Source organism: Curtobacterium sp. AB451 (assembly GCF_050585845.1).
In the GTDB taxonomy this organism is placed as follows: Bacteria; Actinomycetota; Actinomycetes; order Actinomycetales; family Microbacteriaceae; genus Curtobacterium.
The window spans coordinates 1-20,104 of sequence record NZ_JBOBQG010000009.1 but is presented as its reverse complement, the minus strand read 5'-3'; the positions used below and the strand labels follow the sequence as shown (position 1 = coordinate 20,104).

At 72.5% G+C, this 20,104-nt stretch carries 14 protein-coding genes; 2 read left to right on the top strand and 12 right to left on the bottom strand.

What is annotated here, in order from left to right:
- Nucleotides 1-12 precede the first annotated feature (12 nt).
- The 12 genes from ACQXVK_RS16125 to ACQXVK_RS16070 form a co-directional block, all read right to left on the bottom strand.
- A complete protein-coding gene (locus ACQXVK_RS16125; RefSeq protein WP_430854253.1) occupies nucleotides 13-627 on the bottom strand; it encodes a biotin transporter BioY in 615 nt (204 codons plus the stop codon).
- 57 nt (nucleotides 628-684) lie between these two features.
- On the bottom strand, nucleotides 685-1,377 hold the full coding sequence (locus tag ACQXVK_RS16120) for a helix-turn-helix domain-containing protein (RefSeq protein ID WP_430854252.1): 693 nt from the start codon (nucleotides 1,375-1,377) through the stop codon (nucleotides 685-687).
- A 23-nt stretch (nucleotides 1,378-1,400) separates the two neighbouring features.
- A complete protein-coding gene (atzF, locus tag ACQXVK_RS16115) occupies nucleotides 1,401-3,170 on the bottom strand; it encodes an allophanate hydrolase (protein WP_430854251.1) in 1,770 nt (589 codons plus the stop codon).
- An 8-nt stretch (nucleotides 3,171-3,178) separates the two neighbouring features.
- Complete coding sequence (gene uca, locus ACQXVK_RS16110) at nucleotides 3,179-6,853, bottom strand: urea carboxylase (protein WP_430854250.1); 3,675 nt, start codon at nucleotides 6,851-6,853, stop codon at nucleotides 3,179-3,181.
- A complete protein-coding gene (locus ACQXVK_RS16105) occupies nucleotides 6,850-7,545 on the bottom strand; it encodes an urea amidolyase associated protein UAAP2 (protein WP_430854249.1) in 696 nt (231 codons plus the stop codon). The genes uca and ACQXVK_RS16105 overlap by 4 nt, the downstream gene beginning before the upstream one ends.
- Nucleotides 7,545-8,384, bottom strand: a complete 840-nt coding sequence (locus ACQXVK_RS16100; RefSeq protein ID WP_430854248.1) for an urea amidolyase associated protein UAAP1 — start codon at nucleotides 8,382-8,384, stop codon at nucleotides 7,545-7,547. Before ACQXVK_RS16100 ends, ACQXVK_RS16105 begins: the two co-directional genes overlap by 1 nt.
- Nucleotides 8,385-8,463: 79 nt before the next feature.
- The gene (locus ACQXVK_RS16095; RefSeq protein WP_430854247.1) at nucleotides 8,464-10,056 is read right to left on the bottom strand and encodes an amino acid permease; all 1,593 of its coding nucleotides are present in this window, start codon (nucleotides 10,054-10,056) and stop codon (nucleotides 8,464-8,466) included.
- A gap of 214 nt (nucleotides 10,057-10,270) precedes the next feature.
- Nucleotides 10,271-11,092: an aldo/keto reductase gene (locus tag ACQXVK_RS16090; RefSeq protein WP_430854246.1), complete on the bottom strand. Its 822-nt coding sequence runs from the start codon at nucleotides 11,090-11,092 to the stop codon at nucleotides 10,271-10,273.
- Nucleotides 11,093-11,115: 23 nt separating this feature from the next.
- Nucleotides 11,116-12,168 (bottom strand): BLUF domain-containing protein, encoded by a 1,053-nt coding sequence (locus tag ACQXVK_RS16085; protein ID WP_430854245.1) that lies wholly within the window; start codon nucleotides 12,166-12,168, stop codon nucleotides 11,116-11,118.
- A gap of 230 nt (nucleotides 12,169-12,398) precedes the next feature.
- Nucleotides 12,399-15,485 (bottom strand): alpha-mannosidase, encoded by a 3,087-nt coding sequence (locus ACQXVK_RS16080; RefSeq protein ID WP_430854244.1) that lies wholly within the window; start codon nucleotides 15,483-15,485, stop codon nucleotides 12,399-12,401.
- 67 nt (nucleotides 15,486-15,552) lie between these two features.
- Nucleotides 15,553-16,893, bottom strand: coding sequence for a 6-phospho-beta-glucosidase (locus tag ACQXVK_RS16075; RefSeq protein WP_430854243.1), 1,341 nt, complete (start codon nucleotides 16,891-16,893; stop codon nucleotides 15,553-15,555).
- Complete coding sequence (locus ACQXVK_RS16070) at nucleotides 16,890-17,645, bottom strand: DeoR/GlpR family DNA-binding transcription regulator (protein ID WP_031261630.1); 756 nt, start codon at nucleotides 17,643-17,645, stop codon at nucleotides 16,890-16,892. The genes ACQXVK_RS16075 and ACQXVK_RS16070 overlap by 4 nt, the downstream gene beginning before the upstream one ends.
- 63 nt (nucleotides 17,646-17,708) lie before the next feature.
- On the opposite strand from ACQXVK_RS16070, the gene ACQXVK_RS16065 reads away from it, so the two are divergent.
- Together ACQXVK_RS16065 and ACQXVK_RS16060 are read left to right on the top strand one after the other, a co-directional pair.
- A complete protein-coding gene (locus ACQXVK_RS16065) occupies nucleotides 17,709-18,767 on the top strand; it encodes a carbohydrate kinase family protein (protein WP_430854242.1) in 1,059 nt (352 codons plus the stop codon).
- 49 nt (nucleotides 18,768-18,816) lie between these two features.
- Complete coding sequence (locus ACQXVK_RS16060) at nucleotides 18,817-20,082, top strand: ABC transporter substrate-binding protein (protein WP_402268687.1); 1,266 nt, start codon at nucleotides 18,817-18,819, stop codon at nucleotides 20,080-20,082.
- The last annotated feature ends 22 nt before the right edge of the window (nucleotides 20,083-20,104 follow it).

The window sequence follows — 20,104 nt, the reverse complement described above, 5'->3', positions numbered from 1 at the left end:
GCGACCGCGCGATCAGCGCTGGTCCGCGTCGCGACGACGGCCCGCCGCGTGCCAGCCGAGGGCGACCACACCGGCGCCGATCATGGCCTTGGCCAGCTCGCCGATGACGAACGGGTACAGGCCGTACGCGAGGGCGTGCTGCAGGTCGAGTCCGAGGGCGATCGCGAGCCAGGCCGTGCCGGCGCCGAACGTGACGACGGTGCCGAGCACGAAGGACAGCAGCGCCGCGGTGAACCGGCGGCCGCCGAAGCGCTCGGCGATCCGTCCGACGAGTGCCGCGGCGGCGATGAACCCGACGACGTAGCCGCCGGTCGGGCCGAGCAGGACGCCCGGTCCGGCGGCGCCCTCGGCGAAGACGGGCAGACCGACGACGCCGAGCAGCGCGTAGACGAGCATCGACAGGGCGCCGCGACGGGAACCGAGCGCGCTCCCGACGAGGAGGACGGCGAGGGTCTGCCCGGTGATCGGCACCGGCCAGAGCGGGACGGACACCTGGGCGGCGCCGGCGGTCAGCACCGCGCCACCGACGACGAGCGCGGTGCTGACCAGCGCGGTCCGGGGGAGCAGGACGTCGGCGAACGGGCGCAGGGCGGTGGTCGGCACGGGTGCGGGGGCGTTGGCGGTCATGATCGGGTCCTCGGGGAGCGGGTCGGCGGGTCGGGGATCGGGTGCGGTCTGGCGGGGTCAGACGGCGGCTGCGGCGAGCAGCGCGTCGGCGTCCCGGCGTGCGGCGGCGACGGCATCGGGGCCGAGCCCGCACGCGCGGAGGCAGGTGTCGGTGAGCAGCTCGCGGTCCTGGTCGTCCACGTCGCGGGTGCGGCGGAGCTGGATGACCGTCTCGGCGAGCTGGATGAGGACGCCGCCCAGACGCTCGGCCGTGACCGATCGCCGGACGTCCTCACTCGCCGCCCGGGCACCGAGCCGCCCGTAGGTGTCCTGCAGCTCCTGCCGGTCGGCGCGGAAGCCGGCGTACCGGTCCCCCTGCACCTCGGGGAGCATGTAGAGCGTGCCGATGTTGTGGGGCGTCCGTGCGAGCGTGTCGATGTCGATGAGGACCAGGGCGGCGAGGGCGCCGGCGGCGGAGACGCTCCCGGGGACCCGCTCCTCGAGGCCGCGGACCACGTCGAGGCTCGGGCGGACCGAGGTCGTGAGCAGCTCGACGAGCACCTCGTCCTTGCCGGCGAAGTGGTAGTACAGCGAGGCCTGTCGGATGCCGACCCGCTCCGCGATCGCCCGGGTCGAGGTGGCGCTGAAGCCGTTCTCGACGAACAGCGCCGCGGCGGCGTCCAGGATCTGGTCGCGGGGGCTCAGCCCGGACGCGGTGTCCGGGACCGCTCGTGGCCTGCCGAGTCGGGTGGGCCGGTCGTCGGAGGACATGGCCCCATCCTCGCAGCCGGCCGTCACGCGTGCTCCCGGGCCGTGTGCTCCCGGGCCACCAGCTCGCGGTACGCACGCCAGCCGCCGTGGTGCGTGATGTCCTCGGCACCCGCGACGGCGTGCGCCTCGACCGTGAAGCCGGTGACGTCCGATCCGTCGTCGAGCGTCACGGAGCCGATCGCCATCGGTGCGGGGAGCGCCGCGACGAACGTGCCGAAGCCGGCGGCCGGCAGCCGCCAGACCTCACCGGCGATCCCGGACGGTGCCGCGCTGCCGTCCTCCGACCGCACTCCGCCCGCAGCACCGGTGCCCGACCGCACCAGCCCCGGCTTGGGCGGCACGGTGTCGAGGGCGTACAGCCGGTAGTCGGGGGCGGTGCGCGCCGCGCGGACGAACGTGCCGCCGGCGGCGACCAGCTGGCCGTTCAACGGCTGGTCCCGCAGGTGCGCGCCGACGACGAGGAGGTCGACGGTCGGGGCGGCGAAGGCCGCGGCGAGTGCCGCCAGACGGCGGTCGGTGAACGCCGGTCCGGTCAGCATGACGCCGAACGGCAGCCCGTCCACGAATCCGGCCGGCACCGCGAGGGACGCCATGTCCAGCAGGTTCGCGAAGTTCGTGTACCGGCCCATCCGGCTGTTCGCACCGACCGGGTCCGCAGCGACCTCGTCGAGGGTCGGGTGCCAGGTGGTGGTGGGGGTGAGGAGCGCCGTCGTGCCGTCGAGCAGCGTGCGGCCCCTGGCACCGAGGGCGTCGAGGCGCTCCTGGTCGGCGAAGAGCGCCGCGGCCGTCGGCGTCGCGCCGCCGAGGACGATCGCGGCCACCGTGGGGTCGAGGTCCTCGCCGATCCGGTCACGGTTCGCCTCGATGTGGGCCCCGACCGCCGCGTACCGCTCGGCGACGAACGCGCCGTCGTACAGGAGCGTCGCGGCGTCGAGGAGCGGGGCGATGTCGACCTCGACGACCTCGTGCCCGAGGGCGCGGAACCGGTCGACGGCACGGTCGAACGCCGCCGCCCACCCGGGCGCGAGGCCCTCGAGCTGCGTCGGCAGCGGCACCGCGATGCGCGGCACCGGGGGCAGGACCACGAGGGAGCCGTCGGCCAGTGCGGCGTCCGGCCGGGCGAGCGGGTCGGAGCCGTCCGGCCCCGCCATCAGCTCGGCCACGGTCCGGGCGAGGTCGAGCGAGCGGGCGAACACCGTCACACAGTCCTGCGACCGGCAGGCGGGGACGACGCCGGTGTTCGGGACGAGCCCCTTCGTGGGCTTCACCCCGACGATGTGGTTCAGCGCTGCCGGGACGCGTCCGGAGCCGGCGGTGTCGGTGCCGAGCGCGAAGTCGACCGTCCCGAGTGCGACGGCGGTGGCGGACCCGCTCGAGGACCCGCCGGAGATCCGGGTGGGGTCCCAGGCGTTCCGAACGGCGCCGAAGGGCGACCGGGTGCCGACGAGGCCGGTCGCGAACTGGTCGAGGTTGGTCTTGCCGACGACGACCGCCCCGGCAGCCCGGAGTCGTGCGACGGCGGTGGCGTCCGCGGTGGGTGTGGACGCGAAGGAGCGCGCGGCGGCGGTGGTGGGGAGCCCGGCGACGTCGATGTTGTCCTTGACGGCGAAGAGCATGCCGGCGAGCGGCAGGGCCGGATCGACGGCCGATGCCTCGGCGACCACGTCGGCCCGGTCGCGCAGGGTGATCCACACCTCGGGACGGTCGACCGCGTCGATCCGGTCGAAGGCGGCGTGCACGCGGGCGACCGCGTGGTCGCCACCGCGGCCCGCGCCGTCCCGGACGCTGCTCACGCCGCCGCTCACGCTGCGGCTCCGATCGCGGCGAGGACCTGCCCGGGTGCGACCTGGTCGCCCGGCTTGATGTAGACCTCCAACACGTGCCCCTCCACCGGTGCGTGCACCATCGACTCCATCTTCATCGCCTCCACCGCGAGCAGCTTCTGGCCCTCGTCCACCCGGTCGCCCGGCCGGACGTCCACCTGCCACACGGTCGACGTGAACGGCGCCGTCACCGCGGTCGCACCGGCCGGCAGGACGACCTCGTCCGGCAGCACCACGGCGGGTTCGTCACGGACGTCGAACTCGCCCGATGCCCGCCACCGCTCCTTCTCCTCGTCGAACGCGCGGGCCTGCTGCGCCCGGAAGTCGGCGATCGACCCGGCGTTGTCGCTGAGGAACCGGTTGTAGGACGCGATCGAGAACTCGCCGTCGACGGTCTCGAAGTCCCCGCGTCCCGCGTCGGTCTCGGCGCGCAGGTCGAGGAGCTCCTCGGCGGAGACCGGGTACCACTCGATGCGGTCGAAGAAGCGGAGCGCCCACGGGTCCTCCTGGAACAGGCCGCCGCGGCGGAACCGGTTCCAGATCTGCACGGTGCGGCCGACGAACTGGTACCCGCCCGGCCCCTCCATGCCGTAGATGCACAGGTACGCGCCGCCGATCCCGACCGAGTTCTCGGCCGTCCAGGTGCGTGCCGGGTTGTACTTCGTGGTGACGAGGCGGTGCCGGGGGTCGAGCGGCGTGGCGACCGGCGCACCGAGGTACACGTCGCCGAGCCCGAGCACGAGGTAGCTCGCGTCGAAGACCGTGCGGAACACGTCGTCGACGCTGTCGAGCCCGTTGATCCGCCGGATGAACTCGATGTTCCACGGGGTCCACGGCGCGTCGTCGCGGACCCCCGCCATGTACCGCTCGATCGCCAGCCGGGTCGCGGGATCGTCCCACGACAGCGGCAGCTTCACGGTGCGGGACGGCACGACGAGCTGGTCGGTCGGCGGGATCTCGTCCTCGAGCTCGCGGAGGAGGCCGGCCATCGTGCTCGCCTTCAGCACGCTCGCGTCGGTGTGCACCTGCAGCGAACGGATGCCGGGGGTGATGTCGAGGACGCCGCGGGGCGCCTCCTCCTGCAGCTTCGTCATGAGCGCGTGCACGCGCATCCGCAGCGCGATGTCGAGCGTCATGTCGCCGTACTCGACGAGGACGTTGTCGTCGCCGTCGCGTCGGTACGCGACGCCCGGGCGGGCGTCGGTCGCGTCCAGACGCGCGATCACCCCGTCGTCGCCGTCGCCGCCGGTGCGGGGGACGGTCCGTGAGGCGCGGTTCGCCTCGAGCGCGGCCGCGTGGGCCTCGCGCACGGGGACGAACCGCACGGTGTCACCCGGTCGGAGCTGGCCGAGCTTCCACAGGTCGCCGCTGGCGACCACCGCCGGACAGACGAAGCCGCCGAGCGAGGGGCCGTCCGGCCCGAGGACGATCGGGGTGTCCCCGGTGAAGTCGATCGCACCCACCGCGTACGGGGTGTCGTGGATGTTCGACGGGTGCAGTCCCGCCTCGCCGCCGTCGGTCCGAGCCCAGCCGGGCCGGGGACCGATCAGCCGGATGCCGGTGCGGGCGGAGTTGTGGTGCACGACGTAGTCGGTGGCGTAGAACACGTCGAGGTCGGCGCGGGTGAAGAAGTCCGGCGCCGCGTGCGGCCCCTCGGTGACGGCGACCTCCCACGTGTCGGTGAGCGCGGTCCGCCGGTCGGCGGGGGTCGGACCGCCGACCAGGCCGAGCCGGCTACCGGCGGGGAAGGCCGGGTGCGGGACGTCCGAGTCCGGGGAACCGGGACGCAGGACGTCACCGGCGAGCAGGGCACGACCGGCGTGACCGCCGAACCCGCCGAGCGTGAAGGTCGCGGTGGAGCCGAGGTACGTCGGGACGTCGAAGCCGCCGCGGACCGCCAGGTAGCTCCGGAGTCCCGGTCCGGCAGCCGTGCCGAGCGCGAGGGTCTGACCCGCCTGCACCTCGATCGGCTCCCACAGCGCCAGGGGCTCGCCGTCGAGCAGGACCGGCAGCGGTGCGCCCGTGACCGCGACGACGGCGCTCGCCGAGAAGCGGAGCGTCGGGCCCGTGGCGGTGACCTCGAGCGCCGGAGCACCCTCGGGGTTGCCGACCACGAGGTTCGCCTCGGCGAACGACGCCGCGTCGAACGGGCCGCTCGGCGGGACGCCCACCTGCCAGTACCCCACCCGGCCGGGCAGGTCCTGGATCATGGTCATGGTGCCGGGGGCGACGACGTCGATCCGGGGGTCCGGGTCCTCGGTCTCGTCGAGCGTCGAGGTGGAGTGCGTCGCGGTCCGGAGCTCGAGGTCATCCGTGAGGGAGCGGAGCAGCCCGGCGTTCGTCACGATGCCGTCGACTCGGGTGTCGGCGAGGGCGTCCCGGAGCAGGTCGAGTGCGTCGTCCCGGGTCTCGCCGGTGGCGATGACCTTCGCGAGCATCGGGTCGTAGAAGGCGGAGACCTCGGAGCCGGTCTCCACCCAGCCGTCGACGCGGACGCCGTCACGCTCGGGGAACACCGCCTGCGTCACGAGGCCGCTCGACGGCAGGGACCCCTTCGCCGGGTCCTCGGCGTAGACGCGGGCCTCGACGGCGAACCCGGTCGGGGTCCACGCGCGGTCGAAGACGTCGTCGTCGATGCCGGCCGCCCCGTCCCGGGCCAGGCGCAGCATGAGCTCGACGAGGTCGACGCCGAAGACCTCCTCGGTCACCGGGTGCTCGACCTGCAGCCGCGTGTTCACCTCGAGGAAGGACGCCTCCTCGCGGACCGGGTCGTAGACGAACTCGACCGTCCCTGCGCTGCGGTACCCGACGCTCTCGGCGAGCCGACGGGCGGACGCGTGCAGTTCCTCCCGGACCCGGCGGGGGAGCGCCGGGGCCGGGGCCTCCTCGATGACCTTCTGGTTGCGGCGCTGGAGCGAGCAGTCGCGGTCGCCGATCACGGCGACGCGGCCCTCGCCGTCGCCGAAGAGCTGGACCTCGACGTGGCGGGCCGGCCGGACGAGCCGTTCGAGGAAGATCCCGGCCGAGCCGAAGGCGGCCGACGCGGTGCGCTCGACGCTCGCGTACGCCTCGCGGACCTCGTCGAGCGTCGCGCACGCCTGCATGCCGATCCCGCCGCCGCCACCGGTGGCCTTGAGCATGACCGGCAGGCCGATGCGCTCCGCCTGCAGGACGGCGTCCTCGACGCTGTCCAGCAGCCCGGTGCCGGCGAGCATCGGGACGCCGGCGGCCGCGGCGAGCTCGCGGGCGGTGTGCTTCGCGCCGAACCGGACGATCTGGTCGGCGGTCGGGCCGACGAAGCGGATGCCGGCGGCCTCGCACGCCGCGGCGAACTCGGTGTTCTCGGACAGGAACCCGTAGCCCGGGTGCACGAGTCCCGCGCCGGTGTCGATCGCGGCCTGGACGACGGCGTCGATCCGCAGGTACGACTCGCGCGCCGGGGCCGGGCCGAGCCGGACGGCGACGTCGGCCTCGCGGACGTGCGGGGCGGCGCGGTCGGCGTCCGAGTAGACGGCGACGGTGCGCATGCCGAGCGCCTTGGCGGAGCGGATCACGCGGCGGGCGATCTCGCCGCGGTTGGCGACGAGGACGGTGTCGGTGGAGAGCGGGGGAGTCACGGTGTCGGTCCCGGTGGGGTCGGGCGCGGCGGTCACGGCTGGACCACGATCATGCGCAGCGGGGTGCAGGAGAAGTCGTTGCACGGGTTGTTCATCTGCGGGCAGTTCGAGACGATCACCAGGACGTCCCGCTCGGCACGGACGGCGACGCGCTTGCCGGGGGCACTCATGCCGTCGACGATGCCGAGCGCCCCGTCGGCCTCGACCGGGACGTTCATGAACCAGTTGAGGTTCGACACGATGTCCCGGGCGCCGAGGCCGTGCCGTCCGGCCTCGGCGAGGAAGTTCTCGCGGCAGCCGTGCTGGAACTGTGTGTGGTGGCCGTAGCGGAGCGTGTTCGACTCCTTCGAGCACGCGCCGCCGATGGTGTCCTGCCGGTCGATCTCGTTGCCGACGACGGTCATCAGCGGGCGGCCCTCGTTCGACATGAGGACGGTGCCGGTCCGGACGTAGGCGTTGCCCTGCGCCGCGAGGGTGTCCGGAACGCTGTAGCGCTCGTCGGGGTCGTGCGCGTCGTAGACCAGGCAGTCGGCGCTCTGGTTGCCGCCGACGTCGACGATCGTGAGCACCTCGCCCGCGCGGACCACGGCGGACCACGGTGCGAGCGGGGCCACGTCGTCGTCGCGGACGACGGTGCCGGCGACGAGGGAGCCGCTCCGGTCGAGGGGGACGTCCGGCGCGTGGACCGCGCCGACCGGGACGGTGGAGGTCGTGGTGGCGATGGTCATCAGCAGCCTCGTGCTTCCGCGTAGTCGATGGAGTTCAGGTAGGCGCGGTGCAGCTCCGGCGTCGCGGTGAAGCGCTCGTCGGCAGCGGTCGTCGGGGCGCCGCGCCAGGCGTGCACGCGCAGGGGACCGACCGTGTAGTCGGGTCGCGGGTCGATCGGGTGCGGCACGTTCGCGACGAGGACGAGGAGCGGCAGTTCGGCGACGAGGGTGACGTGTCGGTCCGGTCCGGCGCTCCCCGTGGGCGTCAGCGTGCCGTCCGCCTCGACGCGGACACCCCGGAAGAACGAGACGCTCGGCGGGAGGTCCCGCTTCGACAGGCCGTGCTTCGCCGCCGCCTTCGCGAGGAGCGACCGCCCGCTCGGGCTCGGGCCCTCCGGTGCTGCGTCGCCGTACTTCCGCTCGTTCCCGGCGTCGGTGCTCGTGCCGCAGAACGCGTCGTGGTGGCCGGAGGTGTCCTCGACGATGCTCGCCAGGACCCGCCCGTCGCCGCTGAGGAGCGGGGAGCCCTGGCCGAGGTACGCCTGCCACGGGATCTTCTGCGTGTCCGCGACGTTGAGGCGCTCCCACGGCTCGAGCGCGTTGTACACGAGCACGTTCGCGCACGCGTCACCCGTCGGGTCGTCGAAGCGGATCCGCGTCCCCCGGGCGAGCACCTTGTGCGTGTACCCGCCCGGTGCCACGGTCTCGGCCCACACCAGACCGGCCGGGTCGACGCCCGCTGGGGCGAACGGCGACGACGACGCGGGCAGGTACGGCATCCAGTCGGAGGTCGCACCGCCCTGGGCGCGGGCGTCCGATCGCGAGGCGATCACGCTGTCGGTCTGGTGCAGGTCACGCACGGTGGTTCCTTCCGGTGGAGCGGGTGGAGCGGGTGGTGCTGGCGGTGCAGGCAGTGCGGGGTCGCCGGTGGCGCCGGGGTCAGGCCTCGACGGGGGTCGGCGCGGTGTGCGGCACCTCGGCGAGGGTGATCGGCCCGTGTGCGCGGTGCCGCCACGACGACCACGCCCACCCGACGACGAGGACGCCGCCGATGAACAGCAGCGCGCTGTACTGCAGCCACCAGGAGTGCCCGGTGAGGTCGTAGATCTCCGGGCGGGGCCAGATCAGGTTGACCGCCATGCCGATCTGGAACGCGACGGCGAGGGCGTTCAGCGGGATGCCCCACCGGCCGAGCGTGAAGAGCGGCCGGCCGTCCTCGTCCACCCCGGTCGGCAGCCCGGTGCGGCGGAGGCGGATGCGCTGGACGAGCAGCGGGCCCGTCACGCCGAGGTACGCCAGGTAGAGCATCGCGATGCAGAGGCTGGAGAGGGCGGTGAAGATCGCGGACTGCCCGATGTTCACAGCGAGGGCGAGCCCGGCGCCGACCCCGACGACGATCGACGCCGCGATCGGGGTGCCCGTGCGGGGCGAGACGCGGGCGAGCGTGCGGTGGAAGGGCAGCGCCTGCTCACGCGCCATCGAGAAGACCATGCGGGCACCGGCGGTCTGCACCGCCAGGGTGCACGCGAACACGGCGACCGCCACGGTGCAGAGGAGCAGCCGGCCGAACACGTCGCCGAGCGCCGAGGTGATCACCCAGGCGAGGCCCTGCGTGGCGAGCTTGCCATCGGTCAGGCTCGGCGCCGCGATGAGCGCACCGATGATGAGCAGCCCGCCGCCGAGACCCGACACCGTCAGGGCGCGGATGATCGTCTTCGGGGTGGTCCGCCGGGGGTTGTGCGTCTCCTCGGCGAGCTCGCCCGCCGAGTCGAAGCCGACCATGACGTACGCGGCCATCAGCGACGACGCCAGGAAGGCCCAGACGTACGGCTCGTTCGTCGGGCCGGCGTACCCCTCGGTCGTGAACACCACGGTCGGGGAGCGGTGCGGCAGCAGGAACAGCGCGACGATGAGCACGACGACGCCGACGATCTCGACGAGCACACCGAAGCTCGTCACCCGGGCCATCAGCCGCACGCTGAGGATGTTGACGATCGTCGTCACGGCGAGCATGACCAGCCCGAGCACGACCGCGTTGGCGGCCCCCGTCGAGGACGCCAGCGACGGGTCGGCACCGGCACCGCCCACGATCTGGAAGCCGCTCCAGATCGCCGGGAGCACGGCCTGCACCGCGATGGCCGCCACCGCGACGGTGAGGACCTGCCCGATGATCATCGTCCAGCCGGTGAACCAGCCGAACCGCGGCCCGGCGAGCCGACTCGACCACTGGAAGATCGCGCCGGAGATCGGCCAGCGTGCGGCGAGCTGGGCGAAGTTCAGCGCCACGAGCAGCTGGCCGCCGAAGACCAGCGGCCACGCCCAGAAGAACGCCGCGCCCCCGAGTCCGAACCCGAGCCCGAAGAGCTGGAAGACCGTGGTGAGGATGGAGACGAAGGAGAACCCGGCGGCGAAGGACGAGAACGAGCCGACCCCGCGGTGGAGTTCCTGCTCGTAGCCGAGCCGGGCGAGGCCCTGGGCATCGACGCTGGACGTGGCGCGGGGTGCGTGGAGCGGTGCTTCGGGAGAGCGCATGGCTGCAGACCTTTCGCGGAGTACCTGTCGGGTGACAGGTAGTGCGACCAGTGTTCTGCGCTGCTGTGTCGTCCCCGTTGCCCGGCTGTTTCGGTCTCGTGTCGCAGGTCGTCGGCATGTAAACGTTGCGCGACGGCGACGACCGACGGGAGGCCCGTGGCGGATCCGCCACGGGCCTCCCGTTTCGTCATGTGGTCGCGTGAACGAGGGCGGGTCAGTCGGTCGTGCCCTCGAGCGCGTCGAGCGCCGCGACGTCCTCGGCCGACAGCACGAAGTCCACGTCCGCGTTCGCGGCGATGCGCGACGGCGTGGTCGACTTCGGCAGCGGCAGCACGTCCTGCTCGAGCAGGTAGCGGATCGCGACCTGGGCGACGCTCCTGTCGTACTTCGCCGCGATCTCGGCGATCTGCTCGTTGTCGAGCAGTCCACCGGTGGCGAGCGGCGAGTACCCCTCGGTGAGGATGTCGTGCTCGCGGTCGAACGCGGTGGTCTCGGCCTGCGTGTTCCCGATGAACCAGCGGATCTGGTTGGCGTGCGGGACGACGTCGGTGCGGCCGAGCAGGTCCTCGAGGTCGGCGACGGCGAAGTTCGAGACACCGATGCTCTTCGTGCGTCCGGCGTCGTACAGCTCCTCGAACACCTTCCACACCTCGACGTTGCCGTCCCGGTGGTCGGAGCCCATGTCGCTCCAGGGCCACGGCGCGTGGATCAGGTACAGGTCGACGTGACCGAGGTCGAGGTTGCGGCTGGACTCCTCGAAGGCCTCGCGGGCACCGGACGCGGTCTTCACCTCGGCTGGCAGCTTCGTGGTGACGAAGAGCTCGTCGCGCGGGATGCCGCTGTCGCGGACGGCCTCGCCGACGCTGGCCTCGTTGCCGTAGGCCAGGGCGGTGTCGATGTGTCGGTAGCCGGCGTCGAGCGCGGCCTTCGTGGCGTCGTAGGCGTCGGCGCCGGACGGGATCTGCCAGGTGCCGAAGCCGATCTTCGGGATGTGCAGGCCGTTGGACAGGGTGAACGTGTCGATGAGAGCGGGCATGGACCGGACAGTACGCCGCGCGGTCAGGGGCGGGTGATGACGGGGATGTCCCAGTAGCGGGGCTGCTCGTACTGTTCGGCCCAGCCGCGTCGCATCCGGACGGCGGCGCGGTCGAACGCCTCGACGACGTCGGTGTCCGTCGTGAGCAGCGCCTGGAGTCGGACACCGTCGTAGAGCGCGAGCAACTGCTCGGCTCCGCGGATCGGGTCCATCGTGCCGGGCTCGCGGCCGGCACGCACGTCCGTCTCGAGGCCGGTCCGGATCCGGTCCCGGAACTGACGGTAGGCGGACCGGTAGTAGTCCGCGCCGTCGACGTTCGGGTCGGCCGCGGAGGCGAGACTGGAAGCGAGCAGCTCCATGAGGGCGGGCTCCTCCGCGTGGGCGACGAGCAGCGCGTGCAGGTAGGCGACCGTGCCCTTCTCGGAGGCGAGCGGCTCCAACGGGCCGGCGATCGCCCGGGTCCACCGCTCGACGGTCGCCGCGAGGAGTGCGCGCTCGGTCGGGAACAGCGTCCGGATCTCGTCGACGGGCATCTCTGCCCACGTCGCGGCCGACCCCAGTGTGAACTGGACGACGCCGCGGTGGCGCAGCGCCGTGATCGCGCCGTTGACGGCGCGCGTGCGGGGCACCTCGGCGTCGGCCGTCCGCTGGTTCGTGAGGGGCGCGAGCGGGTGCATCCGGAACCAGTCGAGGAGGTTGCGAGCGCGGGAGGCACCGAACCGAGGGTCGGCGGGACGGCCGGGCCGGAAGAGGTCCGAGAACCCGGGGACGCCGTGCACGAGGGGATCGAGCGGCTGGAACGCCATCGACCAGTCCGGGAACGACCGCTGCTGCACGGGTTCGTCGAGGAGGACCTGGACGTTCGTGTGCCGTGGGTCGATCCGGACCTGCTCGAAGCGGGCGTGCACGACGTCGTCCTCACCCTCGATGATCCCGATGCAGTTGTCGTCCTTGTGCGCGAGCATCCCGGTGATGCCGAGCGCGGAGTTCTTCTCGCGACCGACCGCGAGGATCTGGGCGAGTTCGGCATCGGTGATCGGCCGGGTCTGTGTGCTGGTGTAGACGAGTGACCGCACGGGTCGTCTCCTTCGTGCTGGGCGGCGTCGGGCTCGCCAGGTCGTGGGGCATGCACCGAGCGGTGTCCGGAGAGGCCGGCGGGTGCGTTCCCCAGCGTAGGTCTCCGCGCCCGCCTTCTCTGGCCGTCGTTCGGGGGACACCGAAGCACCTCGTCCCGACCGCCGGAGGGGTCGACCCACGGGAGACGCGTGGCGGACCGCCGAGCGCCTCCCGTGGGTCTCCGGCCACGTCAGCGACGCGGCCGGATCCGGAGCGTCACCACCTGGAACGGGCGCAGGCCGAGCGCGACCGACCCACCCCCGTCCCAGGCGAAGTGCCGGGCGGACCGCGGTGCGTCGTCGATCGGGCGCTCGCGGAGGTCGACCTGCTCGACGGACGCGGCGTCGATCCGCAGCGCCAGCACGGTGTCGGTCCGGGCGCCGAGCGCCTCGTACAGCCGGACGACCACGTCGCCCGAGCGGTCGTCGGCGAGCTTGACCGACTCGACCCGCACGCCGGACGACGAGGACACGGCCGGTGCTGGCAGCGCGGTCGTCGCGGCCGTCTCGCCGGACACCGCGCGGAGCGGCAGGTTCTCGTCGTACCCGCTCGCGACGACGTCGTCGAGGTCCGCGCCGGGGTGCACGGCGTACGAGAAGGTGTGGTGGCCGAGGTCCTGTTCCGGGTCCGGGGACTGCGCCCCGCGCACCAGGCTGAGCCGGACCTCGGTCTCGACCTCGCCGGTCGACCCGATCCGCCTGGTGACGTCGTGGCCGTAGGTGCCGGCGTTCGTGACCCCGATGCCGTAGCCCGGCTCCTCGACGTGCACCCAGCGGTGGGCCATGACCTCGAAGCGGGCGTCGTCCCACGAGGTGTTCGTGTGCGTCGGCCGACGGAGGTGCCCGAACTGGATCTCGGCGCTGTGGTGCTGGGCGTGCACGACGAACGGCAGCGAGGCCTTCAGCAGCTTCTCGCGCTCCTGCCACTCGACCTCGACGCCGAGGTGCACCCGCACGTCGTCGGCGTGCACCGCGATCGTCTGCACGAGCTCGGAGGCGCCGAAGCGCCGGCGGACCCGGACGGTCGCGCGGAGGTCGCCGTCGGTGACGAGCTCGACGGACTCGGCGCCGCGGAGCTCGACCACCGAGTGCCGGTAGTGCGCGTCGATGTCCCACGCGTCCCAGGCGTTCGGCAGGTCCTCGTGCAGGTGCAGCAGGTTCGCGCTGCGGTCCGCCGGCACGAGTTCCCGGTCGTTCGCCAGGTCGCGGATGGAGTCCACGAGCCCGTCGTGGTCGACGTGGACGCGGACACGGCCGTTGTCGAGGACCGTGCCGCCGGCGTCCGTCGTCGCTCGGACGGGGTTCGTCGGTGCCACGACGGTGAGCGGGGAGAGCGCGTGCGCCCGTGCCTCGACGACGCCGATCGGCGTGCCGTCGTCGTCGACGACGAGCTCGTGTCGATCGTGGTCAGCGGCGTTCGCGACCACACCGGTCGCACCGAGGTGCGTGAGCGCGCGGGCGATGAGCTGTTCGATCTCGGCGTGGTTCCGCCGGTAGCTCTCCTCGTTCTCCTCGTGCACCCAGCGGATGGAGGAGCCGGGCAGGATGTCGTGGAACTGCTGCAGCAGCGTCGCCTGCCAGAGCTCGTCGAGGCACGCGTACGGGTACTCGGCGCCCTGCAGCGCCGCTGCCGTCCACCACAGCTCGGCCTCGCGGAGCAGGTGCTCGGCCCTGCGGTTGCCGCGCTTCTCGCGGGCGTGCGACGTGAACGTGCCGCGGTGCAGCTCGAGGTACAGCTCGCCGACCCAGACGGGGGCGTCCTGGTACTCGTCGCGCGCCCGGGCGAAGAAGTCGTCCGGGTGCTCGATCTCGACGCGGGGCGAGCCCTCGAGCGACTCGACCCGGCGCTGCCGCTCCATCATCTCGCGGATCGGACCGCCGCCGCCGTCGCCGTAGCCGAACGGCACGAGCGACGTCGTCGCGGCGCCCTTCTCGCGGAACTGCCGGACGGCGTGGTGCAGTTCCTCGCCCTCGAGCGTCGAGTTGTAGGTGTCGATCGGCGGGAAGTGCGTGAAGATCCGGGAGCCGTCGATGCCCTCCCACCAGAACGTGTGGTGCGGGAACGTGTTCGTCTGGTTCCAGGACAGCTTCTGCGTGAGGAACCAGTCGAGGCCGGCGAGCTTCGCGATCTGCGGGAACGCTGCGGTGTAGCCGAACGAGTCCGGCAGCCAGATGCCGTGGGTGTCGGCGCCGAGCTCGTCGGCGAAGAACCGGAGGCCCTGCGTGATCTGCCGGACCATGGCCTCGCCGCCGGGCAGGTTGCCGTCCGGCTCGATCCACTGCGAGCCGACGACGATCCACTGTCCGCGGGCGATCGCGGCCTTGATCCCCTCGAACACCGCCGGGTAGCGCTCCTTGACCCACGCGTACTGCTGCGCGCTCGACGCGGCGAACCGGAGGTCGGGGTACTGCTCGGCCAGGGCGAGCACGTTCGAGAACGTCCGACCGGTCTTGCGCTTCGTCTCGCGGATCGGCCAGAGCCAGGCGCTGTCGATGTGCGCGTGGCCGATGCCGCTCAGCCGGTGCGCGGACGGGTTCGCCGGGCTGGCGAGGGCCCCGGCGAGCTCGGCGCGGGCCGCGGCGGCGGTGCCGACGATGTCGTCGAGCGCCAGGACGTCCATCGCGCGTTCGAGGTCGCGGAGCACCTCGTGTCGACGCGGGTCGGTCTCCGGCAGCTCCTTGACCATCTGGAACAGCACTTCGACGTCGAAGCGCAGGGCCCAGACCTCGGGTTCGAACACCGCGAGCTCGGCGGTCCGGAACGTGTAGATCGGGGTCTCGGGCGCGGTCCGCTTCGAGCCGTACGCCGTCGGGACGAACTCGTTGACGAGGATGTCCGGGTTCGCGGCCGCCTCGAGGAACAGGTGGACCTGCTCGCCACCGTCGGCCTGGTCGGCGATGCGCAGGTAGTGGTTGCGCGGGTGGATGCCCTTGACCGGGGTGCCGTCCGGGGTGTGCAGGAGCCCCTCGGCCTGGTTGCCGGGCCAGTCGCCCTGGAGCCCTGGGTCGACGAGGAGCTCGACGGTCCGGCCGGCCCACTCGGCGGGGACGGTGCCGGTGACCTCGAACCACCAGGTCGACCAGGCCCGACCCCACTGGTCGCCGACCGTGAAGGGACGGTACTCGGCCGCCAGCGCCTCGGCGGCGGGCACGGGCTCGTCCGGCACCTGCCAGGCGGCGAGGGTGACCGGGGTGCGTGCCTGGTACACGGCGGGGACGATGCGCTCGTTCAGGACGCGCTCGATGCGCGCCTCGACGAGCTTCTGGTTCTGGTGCATGGCTGTGCTTTCGGGACGGGCCGGCCGGCGGCGGCAGCGCTGTGCGCCGTCGGCCGGGAGGCGCGGGTCAGGACAGGTAGGCGAGGTGCGGGAACGAGGACCGTGCGTCGTCGAGCAGCGCACGGGCGACGCGGACGGAGTCGACGAGCGGGTGGTGCGCGAGGGCGCGGAGCGCCGCGGCCCGGTCGGCGTGCAGTGCCGCCTGGATCGTCTGTCGTTCGACGTACTTGACCGTGGTGACCGTCCCGAGCCCGAAGTCGGGCACCCGGGCGCCGGGGATCGGGTGTGCACCGGTCGCGTCGACGATGCACGGGATCTCCACCACGGCGTCGTCGTCCACCCCGGCGAGGGCACCGGCGTTCCGGACGTTCAGGATGAGCCGCGCGCGCTGGTCGTACGCGATGCCCCGCATCAGGGACAGCGCGACGTCCTCGTAGCCGCCGGAGGTCATGTCCTCGACGTCCCGCTCGCCCATGCCGGCCGAGTCGCGGTTCGTCGCCATGTACGTCGACTCACGCTCGTGCCGGCACTCCTGCCAGGTGTGGAACGGACGGCTGCTCGAGGCGGCGTCCACCCAGAACCGGTCCTGCTGCTCGACGAGGTAGCGCGCCCGGGTGTGCGGCGCGTACTGGTCGGCCTGCAGGACGTCGCGTCGGTAGGCGTAGTAGTGCAGGTACTCGTTCGGCAGGGCACCGAGGGCCTGGATCCACTCCGCCCCGAACAGCTTGCCCTCCTCGAAGGACTCGATCCGGTCCGCGTCGGCGAGGACCTCCGGGAGCCGGTCCACGCCGTCCACGCGGACCGCGGTGAGCCAGCCGAGGTGGTTCAGGCCGGCGTACTCGAGTTCGACGTCCGGGCCGTGCTGGATGCCGAGGGTGCCGAGTGCCCGACGTGCGAGCCCGATGGGGGAGTCGCAGATCCCGATGACCCGCTCGCCGAGCACCGTCGACATGGCCTCGGTCACCACACCGGCCGGGTTCGTGAAGTTGATCACCCACGCGTCTGGGGCGAGTCGCTTGATCGTGTGCGCCAACGCCATCACGGTGGGCAGCGTGCGGAGGGCGTAGGAGATGCCGCCGAACCCGACGGTCTCCTGCCCGATGACGCCGTGCGACTGCCCGATGCGCTCGTCGGTCGCGCGGCCCTCCATCCCGGCGACCCGGATCGCGGAGAACACGAAGTCGGCCCCGGGCAGGGCTTCCTCGACGTCGGTGTGCACGCTGATCGCCGGCGCGTCCGCGACGCCCTCGGCCTGGTCGGCGAGGATCCGCGCCATCGTGCGCAGCCGGTCGACGTCGACGTCGACGAGCGCGACCTGGGTGACCCGCCCGTCGGCGTGGTCGCGGAGCAGTGCGGAGTACACGAGCGGTGTGCGGAAGCCGCCACCGCCGATCATGACGAGCTTCATGCGACGAGGACCTCCACGCCGTGGGCTGCGAACGCCGCGGCGACCGGGACCGGCGGTTCGGCGTCGGTGACGACCCGCACGATCGATGACGGCAGGTCGATCCGCGCAGCCCCGGTGCCGGGGAACTTGCTGCTGTCGGCGAGGACGGTGACCTCGTCGCACGCGGTGGCGATCGCCTGCTTGATGGGGACCTGCGCGATCGTGGTGTCGCGGAGGTCGCCGCTCGCCGAGATCCCGCTGACGCCGAGGAAGGCGTGGTCGGCGCGGATGAGCCGGAGCGAGTCGGTGGTCAGGTGGCCCGAGACGCAGTGGTACACCGCGTCGTAGTCGCCGGGCAGGAGGACGAGGTGGACCTCGGGGTCGTCCTTGAGGACCTCGAACACGGCCATGTTCGCCGTGATGACGGTCACCGGACGCCCGCGCAGCAGGGTCGCGAGCTGCAGCACCGTGGTGCCGATGTCGAGCACGACGGTGTGGCCGTCCTCGACGAGGTCGGCCGCCGCGGTCGCGATGCGGAGCTTCTCGTCGCGGTGCACCGTCTCCACCTCGGGGAAGGGGGCATCGCCCTCGTGTCCGTCGGCGAGCACCGCACCGCCACGGGTGCGGCGCAGCAGACCGGCGTCGTCGAGGCGCTGCAGGTCGCGGCGGATCGTCGCGACGCTCGATCCGGTGGCCTCGGCGAGGTCGGTCACCGAGGCCGCGCGGTCGGCACGGAGGCGATCGAGGATGGCGAGATCACGGATGTCCTTCATACCGATCAGCATAGCGATCAAATTCGATCAAGATGCAAACCTTTTCAAACAAAAAGATGCGCGATGTCGATCGATCTGTGTTACAACTTCCTCACACGCCGACCGATGGAGGCAGCGATGGACGACCGACCGACACCGAGCACCGATGCTGACGTGCTCGTCGCCGGGATGCTGTTCTTCGACGCCGTGTTCGCCGACCTGCCGCACGGTCCGGTGCTCGGCCAGGAGCACTGGACGCCCCACTTCGCGTGGACGCCCGGCGGCATCGCCAACTTCGCGATCGCCGCGGCCCGTCTCGGCGCGTCCACCGACGTCGCAGCCGCTGTGGGCGACGACGAGCTCAGCGGCCTCTGCCGTGCCGCGCTCGCCCGCGAAGGCATCGGCACCGCCCTGCTCGCCCGCATCCCGGGGTGGTCGATCCCGGTGAGCGCGTGCCTCGGCTACGACGGGGACCGGGCGATCGTGACGGGCGGAACCGAGTCGCCCGTCGCCCTCCCGGACATCCTCCCGGCGACCGGCGGTCGTGTCGCGGCGCTGCACGTCGACGAGTCCACCGCGGAGTGGGTGCGCACGAGCGCCGACCGGGGGCAGCGGGTGTTCGCCGACGTCGGGTGGGACGCGTCCGGCGCATGGGACCCCGCGGTGCTCGACGCGATCGACGGTGCCCACGCGTTCACCCCGAACGACCGCGAGGCCATGGCGTACACACGGACCGACGACCCTGTCCGCGCTGCGCGGCTCCTCGCCGAGCGCGTCCCGCTCAGCGTCGTCACGTGCGGCGCGGACGGCGTGGTCGCCGTCGACTCGGCCTCAGGCGACGAGGTCGTCGTCCCCGGCGTGCGCGTCCGGGCGGTCGACGCGACCGGCGCCGGCGACGTGTTCTGTGCCGCGCTCGCCGTCGCCTCCCTCGAGGACCGACCGCTCCGGGAACGCGTCGACCTCGCGGCGCTCGTCGCCGCGATCACGGTCTCCCGACCCGGCGGGGCGTCCACCGCTCCGCGGCGGGACGAACTCCTGCCGTGGCTCGCCGCCAACCCGACCGCGGCCCAACCGCACCGGTACGACTTCCTCCCCACGTTCCTCCAGGCCGCCACCGCCGGTCCGGCGGATCCCAGACCCTGACGTCCCACCGCACCACTTCCCCGATCGCCACCCGAACCCAGGAGAACCCATGCGCACCCCCACGAAGCGACGCCGCACCGCCGCGGTCCTCGCCACCGCGGTCGCCGCGGCACTCGTCCTCACCGGCTGCTCCGCCGGATCGTCCGCGTCCGACGGCAAGCTCACCGCCTGGCTGTGGCCCGGCGCACTCGGCGACTCGGTCGTCTCGAGCGCGAAGAAGGAGTTCGCCTCGGACAAGCTGCAGGTCAACGTCATCGGCGGCGACTTCAAGCAGAAGCTGGTGACGACCTTCACCGGCAAGACGAACGTCCCCTCGATCACGGGCGTCAAGGGCGAGGACATGCCGTACTTCCTGCAGCAGTCCAGCCTCTTCACGGACCTGAAGTCGCTGGTGCCCGCGTCCTACCTCGCCCAGTTCCCGAAGTGGAAGCTCGCCGAGGCCACGACGTCGGACGGCAAGCTCATCGGCATCCCGACGGACATCGGTCCGTCCGCCCTGTTCTACCGCGAGGACGTGCTGGCCGAGGCCGGCCTGCCGAGCGAGCCCGCCGCGGTCGCGGACGCCACGAGCACCTGGGACAAGTACTTCGCGTTCGGCAAGGAGCTGAAGGCCAAGACGGGTGCGTCCCTCGAGGTCTCCGCCGGTGACGTCTTCAGCTGGTCGATGGCGCAGGCCGACAGCGGCTTCGTGAGCAAGACCGGAAAGTTCCTGGGCGACGACAGCACGGTCAAGCAGGCGTGGGAGCGCGCGGTGACGGCGGAGCGGGCCGGCATCGTCGCGAACATCGAGGACGGCAGCCCCGACTGGGCATCGGCCGTCAACCAGGGCAAGCTCCCCACCGTCATCGGCGCTGCGTGGCACGCCGGCGACATCAAGAGCGCCGCACCGGACACGTCCGGCAAGTGGCGCGTCACCGCGACCCCCGGCGGCCCCGGCAACGCCGGTGGGTCGTTCCTCACGATCCCCGCGGCGACGTCCGACAAGAAGGCCGCCCTCAAGGTGATCGAGGCCCTGGTCGCACCGTCGGCGCAGGCCACGACGTACAGCCAGGTCGGCAACTTCCCCTCGTCGTCGAAGGCGCTCGACGAGTCGGCGCTCACCAAGGGCGACGCGTTCTTCGGTGGACAGGACACCGTCTCGGTCTTCCAGAAGTCCATCGAGTCGATGCCGACGAGGTACACCAGCCCCTACGACGCGCAGGTGTCCGCCCCGTACCTGACGGAACTGACGAACGTCCAGACCGGCAAGGACCCCGACAAGGCCTGGTCCGACGCCGTGCAGGCCGCGAAGTCGGCGTTGGAATCGGCGAAGTGACCGCCTCCGTCGCACCGTCGCT

Coding starts and splice junctions, on each gene's coding strand:
- ACQXVK_RS16090 (WP_430854246.1), bottom strand. CDS start 11,092: ATGCCCGCTCTCATCGACACGTTCACCCTGTCCAACGGCCTGCACATC.
- ACQXVK_RS16070 (WP_031261630.1), bottom strand. CDS start 17,645: ATGAAGGACATCCGTGATCTCGCCATCCTCGATCGCCTCCGTGCCGAC.
- ACQXVK_RS16125 (WP_430854253.1), bottom strand. CDS start 627: ATGACCGCCAACGCCCCCGCACCCGTGCCGACCACCGCCCTGCGCCCG.
- ACQXVK_RS16060 (WP_402268687.1), top strand. CDS start 18,817: ATGCGCACCCCCACGAAGCGACGCCGCACCGCCGCGGTCCTCGCCACC.
- ACQXVK_RS16105 (WP_430854249.1), bottom strand. CDS start 7,545: ATGACCATCGCCACCACGACCTCCACCGTCCCGGTCGGCGCGGTCCAC.
- ACQXVK_RS16120 (WP_430854252.1), bottom strand. CDS start 1,377: ATGTCCTCCGACGACCGGCCCACCCGACTCGGCAGGCCACGAGCGGTC.
- ACQXVK_RS16095 (WP_430854247.1), bottom strand. CDS start 10,056: ATGCGCTCTCCCGAAGCACCGCTCCACGCACCCCGCGCCACGTCCAGC.
- ACQXVK_RS16080 (WP_430854244.1), bottom strand. CDS start 15,485: ATGCACCAGAACCAGAAGCTCGTCGAGGCGCGCATCGAGCGCGTCCTG.
- ACQXVK_RS16075 (WP_430854243.1), bottom strand. CDS start 16,893: ATGAAGCTCGTCATGATCGGCGGTGGCGGCTTCCGCACACCGCTCGTG.
- ACQXVK_RS16065 (WP_430854242.1), top strand. CDS start 17,709: ATGTCGATCGATCTGTGTTACAACTTCCTCACACGCCGACCGATGGAG.